This is a genomic window from Stenotrophomonas maltophilia group sp. vghtpe118 (assembly GCF_052605195.1).
The window spans coordinates 802,328-820,812 of record NZ_CP199672.1 but is presented as its reverse complement, the minus strand read 5'-3'; the positions used below and the strand labels follow the sequence as shown (position 1 = coordinate 820,812).

Sequence of the window (18,485 nt, the reverse complement as noted above, 5' to 3'; positions counted from 1 at the left end):
CTCGCATGGCGCTGTTCGATTACCAGGCTGCCAATGCGCAGGGCCGCATCGAGAAGGGTCAACTGGATGCCGACAGCCCGCGCGGTGCGCGCCAGCTGCTGCGTGGGCGCGGGCTGACACCCGTGCAGGTGAGCGCTGCGCGCAGTGTCGGCAGTGGCTGGGGCGCTCGCCGCCTGTCGGCCAGCGAGTTGGCCTGGGCCACCCGCCAGCTGGCCAGCCTGCTGGCGGCCAGCCTGCCGTTGGAGGGCGCCTTGAGTGCGGTGATCGAGCAGGCCGAGCGCCCGCACGTGGCCCAGGCACTCACCGCTGTGCGCGCCGACGTGCGCGCCGGCCAGCGCCTGACCGTGGCGCTGGCCGCGCGGCCGCGCGATTTCCCGCCGATCTATCGAGCGCTGGTGGGTGCAGGTGAGGATTCCGGCGATCTGGCGCGGGTGATGGAGCGCCTGGCCGACTACATCGAGGAACGCAATGCGCTGCAGGCCAAGGTACTGACCGCCTTCATCTACCCGGCGGCGATCAGCCTGGTATCGGTGGCGATCGTGATCTTCCTGCTCAGCTACGTGGTGCCGCAGGTGGTGACCGCGTTCGTGCAGGCGCGGCAGACGCTGCCGATGCTGACCCAGGTGATGCTGGCCGCCAGCGCGTTCGTGCGCAGCTGGGGCATGTGGGTGGGGCTCGGCATCGCTGCGCTGGTGGTGGCCTGGCGGTTGGCCCTGCGCAAGGCCGGGTTGCGCCTGCGCTGGGACGCGATGCTGCTGCGGGTGCCGATGGTCGGGCGTTTCGTGCTGGGTGTGAACAGCGCGCGCTTCGCCTCGACACTGGCGATCCTGCTGGATGCGGGTGTGCCGCTGCTGCGTGCGCTTGAAGCTGCCCGGCAGACCCTGGGTAATGCGTTGCTGGCGCGCTGTGCCGGTGACGTGTCCGCGCGTGTGCGCGAAGGTGCCGCGCTTGGTTCTGCGCTGAAGGTGCAGAAGGTGTATCCGCCAATCCTGGTGCACCTGGTGGCCAGCGGCGAGAAGACCGGTTCGCTGGCGCCACTGCTGGACCGCGCCGCACAGACCATCTCGCGCGAGATCGAGCGTCGCGCGATGGCGCTGACTGCGTTGCTGGAGCCGACCATGATCCTGGTGATGGGCGGCGTGGTGCTGACCATCGTGCTGGCGGTGCTGATGCCGATCATGGAAATGAACCAGCTGGTGCAGTAGATCCACGCCATGCGTGGATGCACCGGACAGGACGCGCGTCGCTCGATCCATCCACGCACAGCGTGGATCTACGGGTGCCTGGATTTCTCCACACAATCCTCCACACCTTTTTCCGGTCTTCCACAGGTTTCTTAAGCGGCCTGTCATCGGCGCGGACCAGCATGGACCCGTCGCCGCAGAGTGGGCTGGGAGGCCCTCGGCGGCAGCAGGCGTGTAGTGACCGTTCCTCCCTTGGCGTTTCCCTTCGCAGTAAACCCTTCAGGAGAAGATCATGACCAAGTACAAGACCCTGGCCGCGCTGGTTGCCACCGCGCTGCTCGCTACCGTGGGCGCCGCCTCGGCGCAGACCGTTACCGGCGGCGGTGCCTCGCTGCCGGCCGACCTCTACAAGGGTTCGGCCGACAGCATCCTGCCGGCGAACTTCACCTACGCCGTGACCGGTTCGGGCACCGGCAAGAAGGCCTTCCTGGAAAACAACTCGGCGCTGTTCTCGACCACCGGCACCGTGCATTTCGCCGGCAGCGATTCGGTGCTGAGCAGCACTGAGCTGAGCAACTACACCACCAACTTCAACCAGGCGACCAACGCCAACCGCTACGGCGCGCTGATCCAGGTGCCGTCCGTGGCCACCTCGGTCACCATTCCGTTCAACAAGGCCGGTTCGGCGGTGGACCTGAGCGTGGCGCACATCTGCGGCGTGTTCTCGGGCGCGATCAGCGACTGGTCGACCATCGATGCCAACCGCAGTGGCCCGATCCAGGTGGTGTACCGTCCGGAAAGCAGCGGTACCAGCGAAATGTTCAGCCGCTTCCTGACCGCGGCCTGTGCCGCCGAGAACGCTGAAACCTCGAAGCTGGTGGGCGGCAAGTTCGCCATCAAGTCGACCTTCGCCGACCTGTACAAGCGCGATGCCAACGGCAACCTGCCGGCGTTCCTGGTGGCCGCCCCGGCCACCGGTGGCACCTCGCTGTACAACACGGTCTACGCAGCTGAAGGCCGTATCGGCTACGTCGGCCCGGACGTGATCCCGAGCCTGACCGATGCGACCAAGGTCGCCAAGGTCAAGGGTTTCTCGCCGGACCAGGTGAGCGTGCAGGCCACCCTGGACACCGTTGCTCCGCCGACCGGCACCGATGCTGAGAACCCCGCCAACTGGGTGCCGGTGTTCGGCAACCCGTCGGCTGGCTATCCGATCGCCGGCTACACCAACCTGGTGATCGGCCAGTGCTACAAGGATTCGAGCGTCGCCACCAGCCTGCGCGGCTTCCTGGCCCGCCACTATCCGGCGACCTACACCGTTGCGTATGAGAAGTCGATCACCGACCACGGCTTCATCCCGCTGACCAAAGCGTGGCGCGATGCGATCCGCAACCGCTTCGTGCTGGCCAGCAGCACGGCCGGCCTGAACAACCCCAGCACCTGTGCCGGCATCGGTCGTCCGCTGTAATCCGCAGTACCGGTTGAATCCTGCTTGACGCGACGCCGGCCTCTGGGCCGGCGTCGCCATTTCCGTGATGGTGCCGCCGCCGCAGTGTTTCACTGTCGGCTTCGTGTCACGTGAACCGTCTATCAGTGGCAGGGCATGCGTTGCGCGTGCCTCCCCGATCGTCGCCGCAGCCGCGGCCCACCAGGTTGATGAGGTTCCGATGTCGCACCCGCTCCTGTCCGTTGTTCGTCCGGCCGCGTCGATGCGCCGCAATCATCCGATGGCGTGGGCCATCGCAGTCGCACTGGGGAGCATGGTGGCCCCGGCCAGCCAGGCGCAGCAGGCGTTCAGTCCGGGCTGGTTCGCCGAACGGGGCGCGGCCCAGGGCAGCGCGGCACAGAGTGGCCGCATGCCCAACGGCGTGCCGATCCAGTTCCAGTTGCCGGCCCAGCAGCAGGATGCAGCACGGCAGAAGCTGCAGCAGTCGATCGACAATCTTGGCACGGCGGCGCAGGCGATCGCCCTGCAACAGCGCCTGCAGGAACAGGCGCGGCAGGCGCGCCGCGAGGCTGGCTTCATTGTTGCCGATGGCCTCGGCAAGGACGGCCTGAGCGTCGACCAGAACCCGCTGACCCGCGGCTGGCTCAATGCGCGCGAGGCGATCCAGTCGCAGGGCAGCGACGGGCGGGTGCAGGTCACGGTCGAGCAGACCGCGGACAAGGCGATCCTGAACTGGGAGACCTTCAACATCGGCGGCAACACTACGCTGAACTTCCTGCAGAGCCCTGACTGGGCAGTACTGAACCGCGTCAACGATCCGCAGGCGCGGCCCAGCCAGATCCTGGGCCAGCTGAAGGCCAATGGCACGGTGTTCGTGGCCAACCGCAACGGCGTGGTGTTCGGCAACAACAGCCAGGTCAATGTACGCAATCTGCTGGCGGCTGCAGCACGGATCAGCGATGCGCAGTTCCGCGACAATGGCCTGTACAGCCCCGACGCCAGCAGCAGCGCGCTCAGCGATGCATTCGGCAAGGTGACGGTGGAGCAGGGCGCCCGCATCGCGACCCATGAGCCGACCAGTGCGACGCGCGGCGGTGGCTACGTACTGCTGGCCGGGCACAGCGTGGAGAATGCTGGCCATATCGAGGCGCGCAAGGGCCAGGTGCAGCTCGCTGCGGGTGACAGTTTCGTGATCCGGCGTGGCGTGGGTACGGCCACCAACACCAGCTCCACCACCCGGGGCAATGAGATCGCGCCGCGCTTCATCGCTGGCAGCACGGCTGGCGGCGTGCGCAACACCGGCCTGCTGCGCGCGCTTGAGGGTGATGTGACTCTGGCCGGGCGCAGCGTCGAGCAGGCCGGTGTGGCCGTGGCCAGCACCACGCTCGCACAGCGCGGCACCGTGCATCTTCTGGCCTCGGCCAGTGATGCCGGCAGCAGCGTCACGCTCGCCGATGGCGCCACTACGGCGGTGCTGATCGAGGACGATGGCAAGGCCACGGTGCTGGATACGCAGCGCGACAGCCTCATCAAGGAGTCGGCAGAGCAGGACGCGATCCGCGCTGGCGCGCGCTCGGCAACCTTCGACAATCTGTCCCAGCACAATGATCGCCGGGACCAGTCGCGGGTGGAGATCGTCTCGGGTGGCAACATCCATTTCAGCAGGGATTCGCTGACGGTCGCCACGGGCGGCCAGATCATCGCCGATGCGGCGGCCCGCAGCTACGTGGACGACGCCGCGCGCGTGGACGTGTCCGGCGCAGTGGGCGTGCAGGTGTCAATGGAGAGCAACAATGTCCAGGTCAAGGTGCAGGGCAACGAACTGCGCGACGCCCTGGACAACCGCGACAGCGGCAAGCTGACCAGCAGTGAAGTCTGGGTCGACCGCCGCAGGCTGGTCCACGTTCCGGCCGGAACCGGGGGCTACGAGGGGGAGCGCTGGTACGCTGCTGGCGGCCTGCTGGAAGTGGGGGGCTACCTCGACAACCAGGGGCACTCGATCGGCGAATGGGCCGCGCAAGGAGGCACCGTCCTGCTGGGCGGCAGGGAAGTGATCACGAACGGTGGCTCACGCATCAACCTTGCCGGCGGCAGCCTGGATGTGCAGAGCGGCGTGGTCCGGCAGAGCTGGGTGCGCGGCGTCGACGGCCAGGTCTACCGCCTTGATGAGGCGCCGGCGGAGATGCTGTTCGATGGCCTGTACAGCGGCCATGAAGTGAAGCAGGAACGCTGGGGCATCACCCAGACCTTCCGTGATCCGATCGTATTCGCGGCGCAGCGTGTCGACAACGGGTACACGGTCGGCCGCGATGCAGGACGGCTGATCGTCTCCGCACCGACCGCGGTGCTGGATGGGAAGGTTGAGACGGCCACCTTCCAGGGCGCGCATCAGAACCGCAGGCCGGAGGCCGCACTGGATGGCTATGCGCAGGCGCAGACGGCGGTGGCGCGCAATGCGCAGCTGTACCTGGGGCGCTACGACGGCCAGGGCCGCAGCGGTGTGTTCGGCTCGGATGTGCGCCTGGATGACAAGGCTCCGGCGAAGGCGGCGTGGTCGCTGCTGGCTCCGGTCGGCGAGGACCGGCGTGACACCGTGTGGCTGGATATCGCAGCGGCGAGTGCCCAGCAGTGGGGACGGATCGACCTGGCGACCGCCGATCGCATCCGCGTCGATGGCAGCCTTCGGCTTCAGGCAGGCGGACAGCTCAACCTGACCGGCAGCGAGGTGGAACTGGCAGGCGACATCGGCATTGCCGGCGGCCAGCTGTCGGCGGGCAACCTGCTGGATGTCCAGGGCCGGCCGACGGCGCTGCTGCACGATGGCCGCGCCCGCACCGCCATTGCCGACGGCACGCGGATCGATCTCTCCGGTGAATGGAGCAACGCGTCACTGGCGATGCCGCTCGACGCCAGCGGTGCCTGGACGGATGGCGGCCGCCTGAGCCTGAGCAACAGTCATGACGTGGTCGTGGGCGCCGAGGCAACGGTGGACGTCGAGGCCGGCGCCGCGCTGGACCTGCGCGGCAAGGGCCGCATCGGCAAAGGGGGCAGCGTCAGCCTGCAGGCCAACAGCAGCACGGTTACGACCGACGGCAGTGGCCGGGTGCAACTGGGCGAGGGTAGCCGGTTCAGTGGCCGAGGACAGGGCAGTGGTGCCTTCTCGCTGGGAACCGGTGGCCACGTTCGAGTGGGCGATGCGGACCTGGCGGGCGCGTCGCTGCGACTGGACCCCGGCCTGTTCGGCAGTGGCTTCGCACAGTACGACATCAACGGCCACCAAGGCGTGGAGGTGGCCGACGGCGCGCGGCTGGTCGCTGCCCTGCCAGGCCTGCGCATGACCCAGGACGCGCAGACGGCAACCGATCGGGCGTCCGCACTGGCGGCATGGGATGCGCCGCTGTACAGCGCCGATCCGTCGAACGGGCGCGTCAGCCAGCGCGCCGGTGCGAGCATCAGCCTGCGTTCGGACCGCAACAGCGTGGGCGGTGACCTGCGGGTCGGCAAGGATGCACTGGTGGCGGTCGATCCAGGGCAGACGATCTCGCTGCTGGGTGCAGGCAACATCGATGTTGAAGGCACACTGCGTGCGAAGGGCGGCCGCATCGTGATCGACGATGTGCGTCCGCAGAATGCGCTGTACGCGGGGCAGCGCACCGAACGCACCTGGCGTTTCGCCGAAGGCGCGCTGCTGGATGCCGATGCAGACGCGATCTCGCTGCCCGATCCCAGCGGCCGCCTGCGCGGGCAGGTGCGCGCGGGTGGACGCATCGAGATCGGCGGGGCGCTGGACTGGGAAACCACAGCATTCGTCGACAACCGACCACCGGAAGCCTTCGTGGTGGTCGAACGCGGTGCGCGCCTGCAGGCGCGGGGTGCGTCGGCCGAGCTGGATATCGACGGCCAGGGCCGTGTACGCGTGGACAGCGACGGCGGGCAGATCGTGCTGCGCTCGGCCAATGCGCTGTATCTGGAGGGCGGGATGGACGCGGCCGCCGGGGGGGCCGGCGCACGCGGCGGCACCCTTGGGCTGGCCTTCGGCGGCAGCATCCATGCACGTGGCGCCAGCGAGGAGGTACTGCGCGCACGTGCGATCACCCTCAGCCAGCACAGCGCACCGGTGCAGCCACTGCCGGCCGCACTGGAGTATGGCCACGCCGCGTTGTCGGTCGAGCAGCTGCAGGCGGGCGGCTTCGACAACCTGTCCGTGTTCGGTGACATCCGCGCCGTCGGCGATGTCGACCTGCGCCTGGCCCAGAGCCTGCGCATCCATGGCCAGGGCACTTCGAGCCTGGGCATGGCCGTGGATGCCGGGCCGTCGTCGGCGTTGCGGCTGAGTGCGCCCTACGTCCGCCTGGCGCAGGCGCGCTGGGGCCAGCTGGCGGGCGAGAACCTGCAGGGTACCGTGGCGGTCGCTTCGGCCGGGCCGGACGATCACGCGCTGGCGGTGCAGGCCGCGCTGATCGACATCCGCGACGTCACCTGGCTGCCCGGGTTCGACCACGTGGCGCTGGAAAGCCGCAGTGACGTGCGCCTGACCAACGGCATTGCCAGCAGTGGCAACACCAGCGCGTTGATGACGGCCGGTTCGATGGACGTGACCGCCGCCCGCCTGTACCCCACCGCAGGCGCGGTCGGCACGCTGGTGGCCGGCGCTTCGGTGCAGACCGTGCAGACCGTTGATTACTGGGCCGATCCAGCTGCCGTTCTGCGAATCCACGGCACAGGTGCGGCCACGCAGCCGGCGCCGGAATCGGCGCTGGGCACGCTTCGCCTGGTGGCTGCCACGGTGCAGCAGGGCGGCAACGTGCAGGCGCCGATGGGCACGCTGCAGCTGGGCGGCCTGATCCAGAACGGAACCATCGGCAGCCGGGTGGAACTGCTGCCAGGCAGCGTTACCTCCACCAGCGGTGCCGGCCTGTCGCTGCCCTATGGTGGCACCGTCGATGGTGTCGACTGGCGGGTAGGCACGCGCAGCCTGAGCTCGCTGACGCCGGCCGGCATCTCCTCGATGGGGGTGACCCTGAAGGCCAACGCGATCGAGGTGGCGCCGGGGGCACTGCTGGACATGTCCGGCGGTGGTGAGTTGACCGGTGCCGCCTTCGTGTCCGGGCGCGGCGGCTCCGTCGACGTGCTGCGCACGGCGTTGGCCGACGCCAATCCGCGCTACGCGTTCAGTGCGTCGGGCAACCCGGTGTACGCGATCGTACCGGGACGCGCCGAGGCGTTCGCCCCCAGCGGCGAAGAAGGATTCTCAGCTCCGGCGGTGGGCCAGCAGATCACCGTGCCGGCTGGCGTGCCCGGCCTGGCGGCCGGTACCTACACGCTGATGCCGGCAAGCTATGCGCTGCAGCCCGGTGCATTCCGGGTGGAGCTGGGCGCTACCGGCACCTCCGGCACCGTGCAACCGATTGCGACCGGCACCGGCACCTGGCGTGTGTCCGGGCAGCAGCGCACGGCGCTGGGCGCGGCATTCTCGCCGTTGCTCACCGACATCCTGCTGACGCCCGCCGCAGTGGTACGCCGGCACTCGGGCTACAACGAAACCTCCTACAACAGCTTCGCGCAGTCGGTGGCCGACCGCCGCGGCGAGTCGCGTGGCTGGCAGACCATCGATGCGCTCGGGTTGACCCTTGCGCTGGGCGAAGGTGCAGGTCGTGCAGACACGCCTGCCATCCGCTTCGCCGGCACCGCGCGGTTCGGCGCCGCCACCGACAAGGGGCGCGGCGGCACGCTGGCAGCCACGTTGGCGAGCCCGGCGGTCGGTTCACTGGAGATCGTTGACGGTAGCGCGCAATCGCAGGCGCGTGATCGCGGCGCCACCTTCAGCGACGACGCGCTCAATGCCTTCCTGCCGGCGCGGATGATCATCGGCGGGCAGTTCAGCCAGGAGGCCTCGCAGGTGGCGGTGACCGGCCAGGCGCGCAGTGTGGCGATCCGTTCCGGCGTCACCTTGAACGCACCGGAAGTGCTGGTGGCAGCGGCCTCCGGTGGCAGCGGCGTACTGGTCGAGGCCGGTGCGACCCTCGATTCACTGCCGTTCGCGACCGCCAACGCGGGTGCCAGCGCGACGCTGCCTTACCAGGTCTCCGGCGGCCTGCTGGCGGTGTCCAACCAGCGCCTGAACCTGATCACCGGCACCACGGGCGTGGAGGCCGGTCCGGTGGCGATCGACATCGGGGGGTGCCAGGCGGCGTGCGACGGCCACGCCCGGCTGGTTTCCGATGGCAGCATCGCGGTAGCGACCGATGGCACGCTGCAGATGCGCGACTCGGTCAGCTATGGCACCCGTCAGCTCGGCCTGAGCATGGCGGCGCTGAACCTCGGCAGTGCCGAAGCGATCGCACAGGCCGCAGCGGCAGGGGCGCTGCCCAGTGGCATGACCATGAACCAGTCCGTGCTGCAGCAACTGCTGCGCGGCGATGACGCCACCGGCGCGCCGGCGCTGGACACGCTGAGCCTGGTCGCGCGGGAGTCTGTCAACGTGTTCGGCAGCGTCGACCTGGACGCGCGCGACAGTGCCACCGGCCGCAGTGGCCTGCAGACGCTTGTGCTTGGTGCGCAGGCCATCCGCGGCTACGGTGCGGCGACCGACCGCGCGCGCATCCTGGTGGACACGCTGGTCTGGGACGGCGCATTGGCGGCGAGCCAGGCGGCGGGCAGCGACGCGTCGGTGCCGCCGGCCGATCCGATGGTGGACCGGCTCGGTGCCGGGCAGCTGGACATCGTCACCCGCCAGCTGCAGCTCGGGCGGGCGCCATTCAGCCGTCCCAGCTCTGAAGTACGTGCGAACCGGCAGGTGCTCGGATTCAGTGCGCTGAACCTGAGGGCTTCGGAGCAGCTGTCGTTCTCCGCGCAGGGCACGCTGGACGTGTTCCAGCAGCGCGGCGACTATCTGGCCGACAAGGGCTGGCAGTACAGCGGAGGCAGCCTGGATATCGATACACCGCTGTTGACCGCCGATCCCGCCGCGCAGCTGCGCGTGCGCTCCGGCGGCGAGTTCCGCCTGCACGGGGGTACCGGCAAGGCGGGTGGCGATGCACTGGGCAGTGAGCTGAGCATCGACGCCAACCGGATCACGCTGGACAGCACGATCGCGCTGGCGTCAGGAAGGCTGTCTGCGAACGCGCGTGAGGGCATCGCGCTTGGTAGCCGGGCGGCGCTGGATCTGGCCGGGCGCAAGGTCCCGCTGTACGACGTGGACAAGTTCAGCTGGGGCGGCGATGTCGTGCTGTCCACCGACACGGGTGACATCCGCGCCGATACGGCCTCCCGCATCGATGTTTCCGCCCGCAACAACCGCGCCGGGCGCCTGACGGTCACCGCAATGGCTGGCCGAGCCGATCTGGCCGGCGATCTGCAGGGCGCCGCAAGTGGCCGCTACGATGCCGGTGGCACGCTGGTGCCCTACGACGGTGGCGAACTTGTGCTGCGGGCACGCCAGCTGCAGGACTTCACCGGCCTCAACCAGCGATTGACCGCCGGCGGTGTCGTCGGCGGCCGCAGCTTCCAGATTGGTGAAGGCGATCTGCGGATCGGCGACGAAGTGAAGGCGCGCCGGGTCGACATCAGTGTCGACGCGGGCAGCCTGACCGTGGCCGGCCGCATCGATGCCAGCGGCGAGCAGGTCGGCAGCATCCGCCTGTACGCCCGCGACCAGCTGCAGGTGGATGGCACGCTGGACGCGCACGGTACCGGCCTGCGCGTGGACAGCCATGGCAAGATCATCGACAGTCCGAACCGGGCCACGATCGCCCTGGGCAGCGCCGAAGGCGCCGTGGGTCTGGGCAGCGCGGCGCACCTGGACCTGCGTGCCGGCAGCGACGTTGCCGTCGGCGACGGCCCTGGACAGAACGACGGCATGGCGCGGGGCTCGCTGAAGATCGATGTGCCGCGGGTGGGCAGCAACGACGCGGCGATTGCCGCGGCCAATGGCCTGCGCATCGATGGCGCGGCTGACATCCAGCTCAATGGTGTCCGCCGTTACGACGATGCGCCCCTGGCCAGCACCGCTGATGTGCGCGGCAACCGCGCGCAGCTGGTGACCCAGCAGTGGCTGGACCAGGTGGTCGATCCGCACAGCGTGGCGTGGATCGATGGTGCGCTGGGCAACCCGGACCTGCAGCAGCGCACGCACGCGCTGGGTGACGTCCGCCTTCGTCCCGGCGTGCAGGTGGTGGCGCGGCGCAGCGACGCCAACCCGGACGGCGACCTGACCATTGCCGGCGACATCGATCTGTCCGGTTACCGCTACGGGCCCGAAGCCAACCGCGCCGATCCATCGCGGCGTGGCTTCGGCGAATCGGCCTCGCTGGTGCTGCGGGCCGAAGGCAACATCAACGTCTACGGCAGCATCAACGATGGCTTCGCATCGCCGCCGTCCACGCCGGATGAGGGGGGCTGGCAGCTGTATGAGGGTCGCAATGGCAGCGCCGGGCACACCCCCTTCGGCAGCGGCCTGGTGGTGCCGGTGGACGGAGTGAAGCTGCAGCCCGGCACCGAGTTCCAGGCCGGCACCCGCCTGAACTACGACGTGCCGGTCGAATCGGTAACGCTTCCGGTTGGTACCGTGCTGCCCGCGCCGATGGTGATCTCGCAGACCCTGCGCCTGCCAGCGGGCACCGTACTGGGTGCGGCGGTGACCACCGACTCCGGGCAGACGCTGGCGGCGGGCACCGTGCTGCAGGAGCCGCTGGTGCTGGCGGCAGGTGCGCGGCTGGGAGCCGGCTTCCGCCTGCGCAGTGCGGTACAGGTGGCGGCACAGGAGTGGCCCGCCGGCGCGGTGCTGCCGGTTGCGCTGCGCCTGGCACGGGAAGTCGCGCTCAAGGTGGGCGCGTACATTCCCTCGTTGACCAAGGTGGAGCTGCCCGGCGACGGGCCGGTGAATCTGCGGCCGGCCGATGCCAACGGCAACCAGGGGCGCAACTGGGCGCTGGCGCCGATGCTGGCCGAGGGCACCAGCTCCTGGGACCTGACCGCGGTTGCCGGTGCCGATGCCGGGGCGGCCGATCCACGCAGCCGGCGCTGGGGCAGCGAAGGCAGCGTGGTGCTGGCCGATACCCACCAGGGCTCGATCGGCACGGTCAAGACCGAGATCATCTGGGTGGGTGATCGTGCGTTGACCGAGCGGGCATCGCTGGACTGGATCGGTGACACGTCCTACGCGGGCCGTCCGATCGCGGAGCTGGCCGACATGTTCGGCTTCACCGAAGATGAGTTCTGCGCGATGTCGGCCGACTACTGCGGCCCGGCACCCCGCCAGGTGGCCGCGCAGGGCTCGCTGGATTACTGGGGCGACGAGTCCTACGTGGGCACCCCTGCGAAGGACTTCGCCGCGATGTTCGGCATGACCGAAGACGAGTTCTGCAGTACCGCGCCCAGCTACTGCGCCGGCGGCGGCACGCAGACCGAAGTGACCACCTACGGCAAGCGCGCGGGCACGCCGGCGTGGAGCGTACTGCGCACCGGCAAGGGTGACATGGAACTGCTCGCTGCCGGTGACGTCGTGATGAAGTCAGGCTTCGGTGTCTACACCGCCGGCACTCCCACCGCGCTGGGTGGGGGCCACGACGCTGCCTTCAATTCGCCCCGTGCAGCGGCTCCCTGGAACACCGCACTGCTGGGGCCGAACCTGGTGCCGGGCAGCTATGACGCAGCGATCGCAGGCTACCAGGCCTGGTATCCCGATCATGGTGGCAACCTGCGGGTCGAAGCCGGGCGCGATATCGTCGGCGACGCCTGGACCGCGCGCGCGGAGTCGGGCACCAGCGAGCGCGACTGGGCGCTGTACTCCAGTGCCGCGGTCGGCAATTGGCTGTGGCGGCAGGGAACCGGCAGCACCACCGGCGTGGAGCCGGTGCCGACCAGCTGGTGGGTGAACTTTGGCACCTACACCAACGTGTCCGCTGCCGCTGGCGCCTCTCCGCGGATGGTCGGCTTCACCGGCTTCGGCACCCTGGGTGGCGGCGACCTGACGCTTGAGGCCGGGCGCAATGCCGGCGTCCGCGATCCGATGGGCGACGCGCTGGGCTCGCTGAGCGCACCGCGCTCGGGCGCGATCATCGCGGCGGTGGGATCGACCGGCCGCGTCAGCAATGGCCAGCTGCACCTGACCGGTGGCGGCGACCTGCGGTTGCGCATCGGTGGCGCACTGAATCCGAATCTGCAGGCGACGATCTCCAGCCTCAATCCCTCCAGGGCGGGACAGAATCTCGACCTCAACGGTACCTTCAGCAATCTGCGTGGCAGCCTGCAGCTCGATGCCGGGCGCATCGGTGCAATGGGCGTCACCCTGGAAAACTACGCGACGCTGCGTCAGCAGCGCGCCGCAGACCTGTTTGCGCCCGACGCCGCCCGCGCGATGGGCGGACCGGTGCTGGTGCTGGGCGATGCGGTCGCGCAGCTGCAGGCACGGGGCGATGTGGTGCTCGGCGGGGTCGCCGATGCAGGCCGGGTGCCGCTGGCCAACTACAGCGCGGTGCTGCAGGATGATGGCGCGCGCGCTGCAGGCAGCACGTGGTTTTCCCTGTGGACCGCCAGCACGGCCGTGGATCTGTTCAGTGCCGGTGGTGACCTCGCGCCAGGCCTCGCCGGGCCGGATAACGTGACCGGTAGCAATCTGTGGCGCGAGCAGGTCCAGCTTGTTGTGCGTGGCAGTGATGATCTGCTGAATTACTGGCTCTATCCTTCGCGCTTCAGCGCCATTGCTGCGCAGGGCGACATCAAGCTGGACCGGATCAGCGCCACGCCGGGGACGCAGGATGTGATCCTGCTGGCACCCTCGGCAACAGGACGGCTGGACGTCCTGGCCGGTGGCAGCATCTTCGCCCAACGTGGCGCGACCCAGATCGCGCGCTCGGGCGCGGATGCGCGCCTGCCGGGACCCTTCGACCCCGCGTTCCTGGCCCAGCAGGGGGATTCCGGCGGCAATGTGACCCGCTCGCGGCACAACCTGTCGGTCGACGGCAACATTGCATCGCCGGACGCGTCGCTTCCGCTGTTTGCGTTCGGTCCGAATACTCCGCTGTCCACCGTGTCTGCGGCCCTGGCGCCGAGCCGCTTCTACGCGATGCAGGGCGACATCATCGGTCTGGCCACCGGCGCCCGGCGCACGCTGAATCCCAACGTGGGGCAGCGCACGCAGCTGAACTGGTTCGAGGCCGCCGGTGCCGTGCAACTGCGGGCAGGCCGGGACATCCTCGGGGTGTCGATGACCGCGTTGAACACCGCGCCCACCGACATCACGGTGGCGGCGGCGGGCCGCGACATCGTGCATCTGAACGCGACCATCGCCGGCCCCGGCAACACCGAGATCAGTGCCGGCCGCCAGCTGCGCCAGGAGGATGCGGGCAGCATCGTCAGCCTCGGTGGCATCGTGCAGGGCGACACCCGTCCCGGCGCCAGCATCGCGCTGACGGCCGGCAACCAGCAGATCGATTACGCGGCCCTGCGTGCCCGCTATCTGGACCCCGTCAACCTTGCCGATCCCGCGCAATCGCTTGCGTCGCAGCCGGGCAAGGCAGTCAAGGTCTACGACCAGGAACTGAAGCAGTGGCTGCAGCAGCGCTTCGGCGTGGCTGCTGACGGCGACGGGGCGCTGGCTGCCTTCGATGCGCTGCCGCAGGAACAGCAGCACATCTTCCTGCGCCAGGTCTATTACGCCGAGCTGCGCGAAGGTGGACGGGAATATACCGATGCAGAAGGGCCCCGCTTCGGCTCCTACCTGCGTGGGCGCGAGGCCATCGCCACGCTGATGCCAGACAAGGCTGCGACCGGCGCGACGATCGACCGTACCGGCGATATCGTGATGTACGGTGGCTCCGGCGTGCGCACCGAAGCGGGTGGCAACATCGAGCTGATGGCGCCGGGTGGGCAGATCGTGATCGGTGTGCAGGGCGTGGTGCCCCCGGCCAGTGCCGGACTGGTGACCCAAGGGCAGGGCGATATCCGGCTGTTCAGCCAGGACAGCGTGCTGCTGGGCCTGTCGCGGGTGATGACCACGTTCGGCGGCGACATCCTGGCGTGGTCGGAGCAGGGTGACATCAATGCTGGTCGTGGTTCGCGCACGACGTTGCTGTACACGCCACCGCGCCGCGTCTATGACGGGTGGGGCAATGTGATCCTGTCGCCGCAGGCCCCGGCCAGCGGTGCTGGCATCGCGACCTTGAACCCCATCGCCGAAGTGCCGCCGGGCGACGTCGACCTGATCGCACCGCTGGGCACCATCGATGCGGGCGAGGCCGGTATCCGCGTCTCCGGCAACATCAACCTGGCCGCGCTGCAGGTGCTCAACGCGGCCAACATCCAGGTACAGGGCGAGAGCAAGGGCCTGCCGGTGCTGGCATCGGTCAACGTCAATGCGCTGGCCGCGGCCAGTGCGGCAGCCAACAGCGCCAGCCAGGCGGCACAGGACGTGATGCGCAAGAGCCAGGACGACGCACGGCGCAACCAGCCGTCGGTGATCAGCGTGCAGATCCTGGGCTTCGGCAGCGGCACCAGCAGCGTAGCGCCGCCGGCGCGTGGCACTACCGCCAACAGCGGCTACGACGCCGACAGCGCATTCCAGTTCCCGCAGGCCAGCCGCGACGACGGCACGCAGCGCCGCTAGGTGCCGGCCCTGGTCGGCACGATCGCGGCCGGCAGTAGATCCACGCCATGCGTGGATGGGACTGACCAGGAAGAACGGACAGCATCGGGCCAGCCGCCAGGGAACGGTGGCGGCCCCAGCCAGGACGGCACGGAGGGCAGGGAGCGGCCATCGGCGGTGAGGACCACCGACACGGCGCCGCCGGGCGCAGGAAAGCACCCGGCGGCAGGCTCGGCAGTAGGTCCACGCCATGCGTGGATGGCTGGGCCAGCATCAGTGCCGACCAACGGTCGGCACCCACCAGGGCAGGCCGGGCAGTAGAAGCCGCTCGGCAGTAGATCCACGCCATGCGTGGATGGCTGGGCCAGCATCAGTGCCGACCAACGGTCGGCACCCACCAGGGCAGGCCGGGCAGTAGAAGCCGCTCGGCAGTAGATCCACGCCATGCGTGGATGGCTGGGCCAGCATCAGTGCCGACCAAGGTCGGCACCCACCAAAGCAGGCCGGGCAGTAGAAGCCACTCGGCAGTAGATCCACGCCATGCGTGGATGGCTGGGCCAGCATCAGTGCCGACCAAGGTCGGCACCCACCAAAGCAGGCCGGGCAGTAGAAGGCACTCGGCAGTAGATCCACGCCATGCGTGGATGGCTGGGCCAGCATCAGTGCCGACCAACGGTCGGCACCCACCAAAGCAGGCCGGGCAGTAGAAGCCACTCGGCAGTAGATCCACGCCATGCGTGGATGGTTGGGCCAGCATCAGTGCCGACCAACGGTCGGCACCCACCAGGGCAGGCCGGGCAGTAGAAGCCGCTCGGCAGTAGATCCACGCCATGCGTGGATGCTTTGCCTGGGAGGAATCCTACAACGCCAGCACGCGCCGGTAGCTCAACGGCCCACGCCCATCGCGCAGGCCCAACCGCAGTTCCAGCCCGGTGGCCGGCAGCACTACGCCTTCGCTCGGCAACAGCGCCCACCCCGCGCCCGGCTGCCAGGCGCGTACCTCGAACCGCTGCACATCCCTGGCCACCGCAATGGCTTTCGACGGCTCAGGCGCGGGCAGGGGGTATCGATCCGTCGCCGCGCCACTGGCCCGCCACAGCGTAGTGCCCTGCCGCCACCAGCGCACCCGCTGCCAGCGTAGTCCATCACTGCCGACACTGCGGGTGATCTCCAGCGCAAAGCTGCCGTCCGGGTGCCGTTCGCTTACCAGGGACGGAGGCAGCAGCCGCTGCGGTTGATCGGCCGGACGCACTGCACCATTCATCAGCGCGTCGTCGGCACGCATCTCGATATCGCGCTGGAACTGCTGCAGGATGCGCAACGCCGTTGTGGTTTCGGCATCGGCCCGGCGCAGGCGCTGGTCGCTGCTGGCCACGCTGTCCAGCGCACGCCAGCAGATCAGCGCCAGCACACCCATGATGGTGATCGCGATCATCACCTCGATCAGAGTGAAGCCACGTGCGGCGTGCCTCATGGCGCTGCCGTCCACGGTAGCTGCACCCGCGCCAGCGACTGCCGCGGTGCATCTTCGGCCACCAGGCTGAGTTCCAGTTGCGGCTGTCCGTCACTCCCCGTGCCGACATGTTGCAGCACCAGAAACGTGCTGCGCCCCTGCACGCAGCGCTGCCGTGCATCCTTGGGCGGCTGCGCGGCCAGGCGCAGCTCCTGCCAGCGGTCCTGCGCGCACATCAGTGCCAGCCGACGATCGCGCAGGCGCGACTGATCGTCGGTGGCCACCGCCACCGAACGCATCACCGCCGCCAGTGCGATTGAAACGATCGCCAATGCGATCAGCACTTCGATCAGGGTGAACCCGTGCCTGTTCCGCTTCACTGCACGACCTGCAACTGTCCGCTGCCATCATCACGAAGACGCAGCTGGCGGCCCTGCAACGACAGCGTCACCTCCCACGCCACGCCAATCCATTCGGGGCTCAGTTCAATCGGCGTGCTCGGCTGCACCGCGATGCCCGCCGGCTGCCATGGCTGTGGTCGCAGCTGGTCGTCGCGCTGCACATCCACCCAACGGGTGCCTTCGCGGCGGCTGAAGCGGTAGCCGGCGGCGTCGGCCTGCCAGCGCCACGGACGGCCATCGATGCGCGCCTCATCGCGTGCCACCTGCAGGCGCTGTGCCAACCGTTCGGCCTCCTGTCGCAGCTGCCGGCCCGGGTCGAGCAGGCTGCCCAGGCCCAGCCCGATGCCCGCCGTGCAGATACCGATGATCACCAGCACCACCATCAGTTCCAGCAGGGTGAAACCACGCGGCATGCGCTGCATCGACGTTGCCTCCTGTGCTGGCCGATGCCTCCCAGCATAGGCCCGCATGATGAAACAAAAGCGTCAGCTGCAGCTGCTAGCGTGGGCAGGGACGAACGTGGCGATGGTGCGGAACATGGATGGCAGGCGCTGGGATCGCAATCGCATACTGACCCTGCTGGCGGCAACGTTGCTGCTGGCCGTGGTGGCCTACTGGGGCGTCACTCTGTCTGCGGTAGCGCCGGCGGCTGTGGCCAGCGAGGCGAAGACCGAGCCGGCGGTGCGGCCGATGTTCGATGCGGTGGCAAGCCTGCCGCTGGTGCGACTGTTGTCCCCCGGCGCAGTGCAGACCGAGGTGGTGGTGCTGGGCGTGATGGCCGGCGACCACGCACCGCTTGCGCTGCTCTCGGTGGATGGGCGTCCTGCCGAGGCCTACGCGCCGGGCCAGCGGCTGGGGCCCTGCACGGTGCTGGCCAGCATCAGTGCCAACACGGTGGAGCTGAACCAGGCAGGGCAGCCGCGCAGCCTAGCGGTGCCCACGCTGCCACCGGTGCCGAGCGATGGCATCGTGCCGGCCGCCCTGTAGGGCCGAGCCTGCGCTCGGCTGCTTCAGCTTGGCCTCGTCGACGGATACAAAGACAGCCGAGCAAGGGCTCGGCGCTACAGAGGCGCAGGCTCAGCGCGCAGGTCGCTGCGGCACCACCGAGCGACCGAACGCATCGCCCATGCGCTGCCGCGTGCCTTCCAGGTTGTATTGCATCAGCTGGTTGCCGGGCTGCCGCATCAGGCGTTCGGCTTCGGGGAGCGCTGGCGACTTCGCCGGCCTTGTCGCAGGCGCCAGCTTGCGTTGCAGGCAGTCCCAGGCCGGAATCCGCTCGCCGTTGACCTGCACTTCGATGCAGGGCGTAGCTCCTTCCTGCTTCTTCACCTCGTCGGCGCGACCCGATGGCAGCGCCAGCAGCAGGGCGAGGGCGAGCGCAGCGCGCAGGCCCGGCATCAACGATTCACGCATCTCG

At 69.1% G+C, this 18,485-nt stretch carries 8 protein-coding genes; 4 read left to right on the top strand and 4 right to left on the bottom strand.

What is annotated here, in order from left to right; genetic code table 11:
• Nucleotides 1–5: 5 nt before the first annotated feature.
• The 3 genes from gspF (at nucleotide 6) to ACUDTM_RS03850 (ending at nucleotide 15,235) form a co-directional block, all read left to right on the top strand.
• Nucleotides 6–1,205, top strand: a complete 1,200-nt coding sequence (gene gspF / locus ACUDTM_RS03860) for a type II secretion system inner membrane protein GspF (protein WP_088496234.1) — start codon at nucleotides 6–8, stop codon at nucleotides 1,203–1,205.
• A gap of 271 nt (nucleotides 1,206–1,476) precedes the next feature.
• Nucleotides 1,477–2,652, top strand: coding sequence for a substrate-binding domain-containing protein (locus ACUDTM_RS03855; protein ID WP_445391175.1), 1,176 nt, complete (start codon nucleotides 1,477–1,479; stop codon nucleotides 2,650–2,652).
• Nucleotides 2,653–2,851: 199 nt separating this feature from the next.
• Nucleotides 2,852–15,235, top strand: a complete 12,384-nt coding sequence (locus ACUDTM_RS03850; RefSeq protein WP_445391174.1) for a filamentous haemagglutinin family protein — start codon at nucleotides 2,852–2,854, stop codon at nucleotides 15,233–15,235.
• 838 nt (nucleotides 15,236–16,073) lie between these two features.
• On the opposite strand, the gene ACUDTM_RS03845 is transcribed toward ACUDTM_RS03850, so the two are convergent.
• From ACUDTM_RS03845 to gspH, 3 genes are read right to left on the bottom strand one after another with little or no spacing between them, the layout of a single operon-like run.
• Complete coding sequence (locus tag ACUDTM_RS03845; protein WP_111008412.1) at nucleotides 16,074–16,688, bottom strand: prepilin-type N-terminal cleavage/methylation domain-containing protein; 615 nt, start codon at nucleotides 16,686–16,688, stop codon at nucleotides 16,074–16,076.
• On the bottom strand, nucleotides 16,685–17,047 hold the full coding sequence (gene gspI / locus ACUDTM_RS03840; protein ID WP_111008411.1) for a type II secretion system minor pseudopilin GspI: 363 nt from the start codon (nucleotides 17,045–17,047) through the stop codon (nucleotides 16,685–16,687). The genes ACUDTM_RS03845 and gspI overlap by 4 nt, the downstream gene beginning before the upstream one ends.
• Nucleotides 17,044–17,490 (bottom strand): type II secretion system minor pseudopilin GspH, encoded by a 447-nt coding sequence (gspH, locus tag ACUDTM_RS03835; protein WP_111008410.1) that lies wholly within the window; start codon nucleotides 17,488–17,490, stop codon nucleotides 17,044–17,046. Before gspH ends, gspI begins: the two co-directional genes overlap by 4 nt.
• Before the next feature lie 103 nt (nucleotides 17,491–17,593).
• On the opposite strand from gspH, the gene ACUDTM_RS03830 reads away from it, so the two are divergent.
• On the top strand, nucleotides 17,594–18,055 hold the full coding sequence (locus ACUDTM_RS03830; RefSeq protein WP_445391173.1) for a hypothetical protein: 462 nt from the start codon (nucleotides 17,594–17,596) through the stop codon (nucleotides 18,053–18,055).
• A gap of 90 nt (nucleotides 18,056–18,145) precedes the next feature.
• Here ACUDTM_RS03830 and ACUDTM_RS03825 read toward each other — a convergent pair whose 3' ends face one another.
• Nucleotides 18,146–18,481 carry a hypothetical protein gene (locus tag ACUDTM_RS03825; RefSeq protein WP_072168832.1) on the bottom strand — a complete coding sequence of 112 codons (336 nt, stop codon included), beginning with the start codon at nucleotides 18,479–18,481 and terminating at the stop codon, nucleotides 18,146–18,148.
• Between the last annotated feature and the right edge of the window lie 4 nt (nucleotides 18,482–18,485).

Bases quoted from the DNA above. Each gene is read 5' to 3' on its own strand.
- gspF (WP_088496234.1), top strand. From the start codon at position 6: ATGGCGCTGTTCGATTACCAGGCTGCCAATGCGCAGGGCCGCATCGAG.
- ACUDTM_RS03855 (WP_445391175.1), top strand. From the start codon at position 1,477: ATGACCAAGTACAAGACCCTGGCCGCGCTGGTTGCCACCGCGCTGCTC.
- ACUDTM_RS03850 (WP_445391174.1), top strand. From the start codon at position 2,852: ATGTCGCACCCGCTCCTGTCCGTTGTTCGTCCGGCCGCGTCGATGCGC.
- ACUDTM_RS03845 (WP_111008412.1), bottom strand. From the start codon at position 16,688: ATGAGGCACGCCGCACGTGGCTTCACTCTGATCGAGGTGATGATCGCG.
- gspH (WP_111008410.1), bottom strand. From the start codon at position 17,490: ATGCAGCGCATGCCGCGTGGTTTCACCCTGCTGGAACTGATGGTGGTG.
- ACUDTM_RS03830 (WP_445391173.1), top strand. From the start codon at position 17,594: ATGGTGCGGAACATGGATGGCAGGCGCTGGGATCGCAATCGCATACTG.
- ACUDTM_RS03825 (WP_072168832.1), bottom strand. From the start codon at position 18,481: ATGCGTGAATCGTTGATGCCGGGCCTGCGCGCTGCGCTCGCCCTCGCC.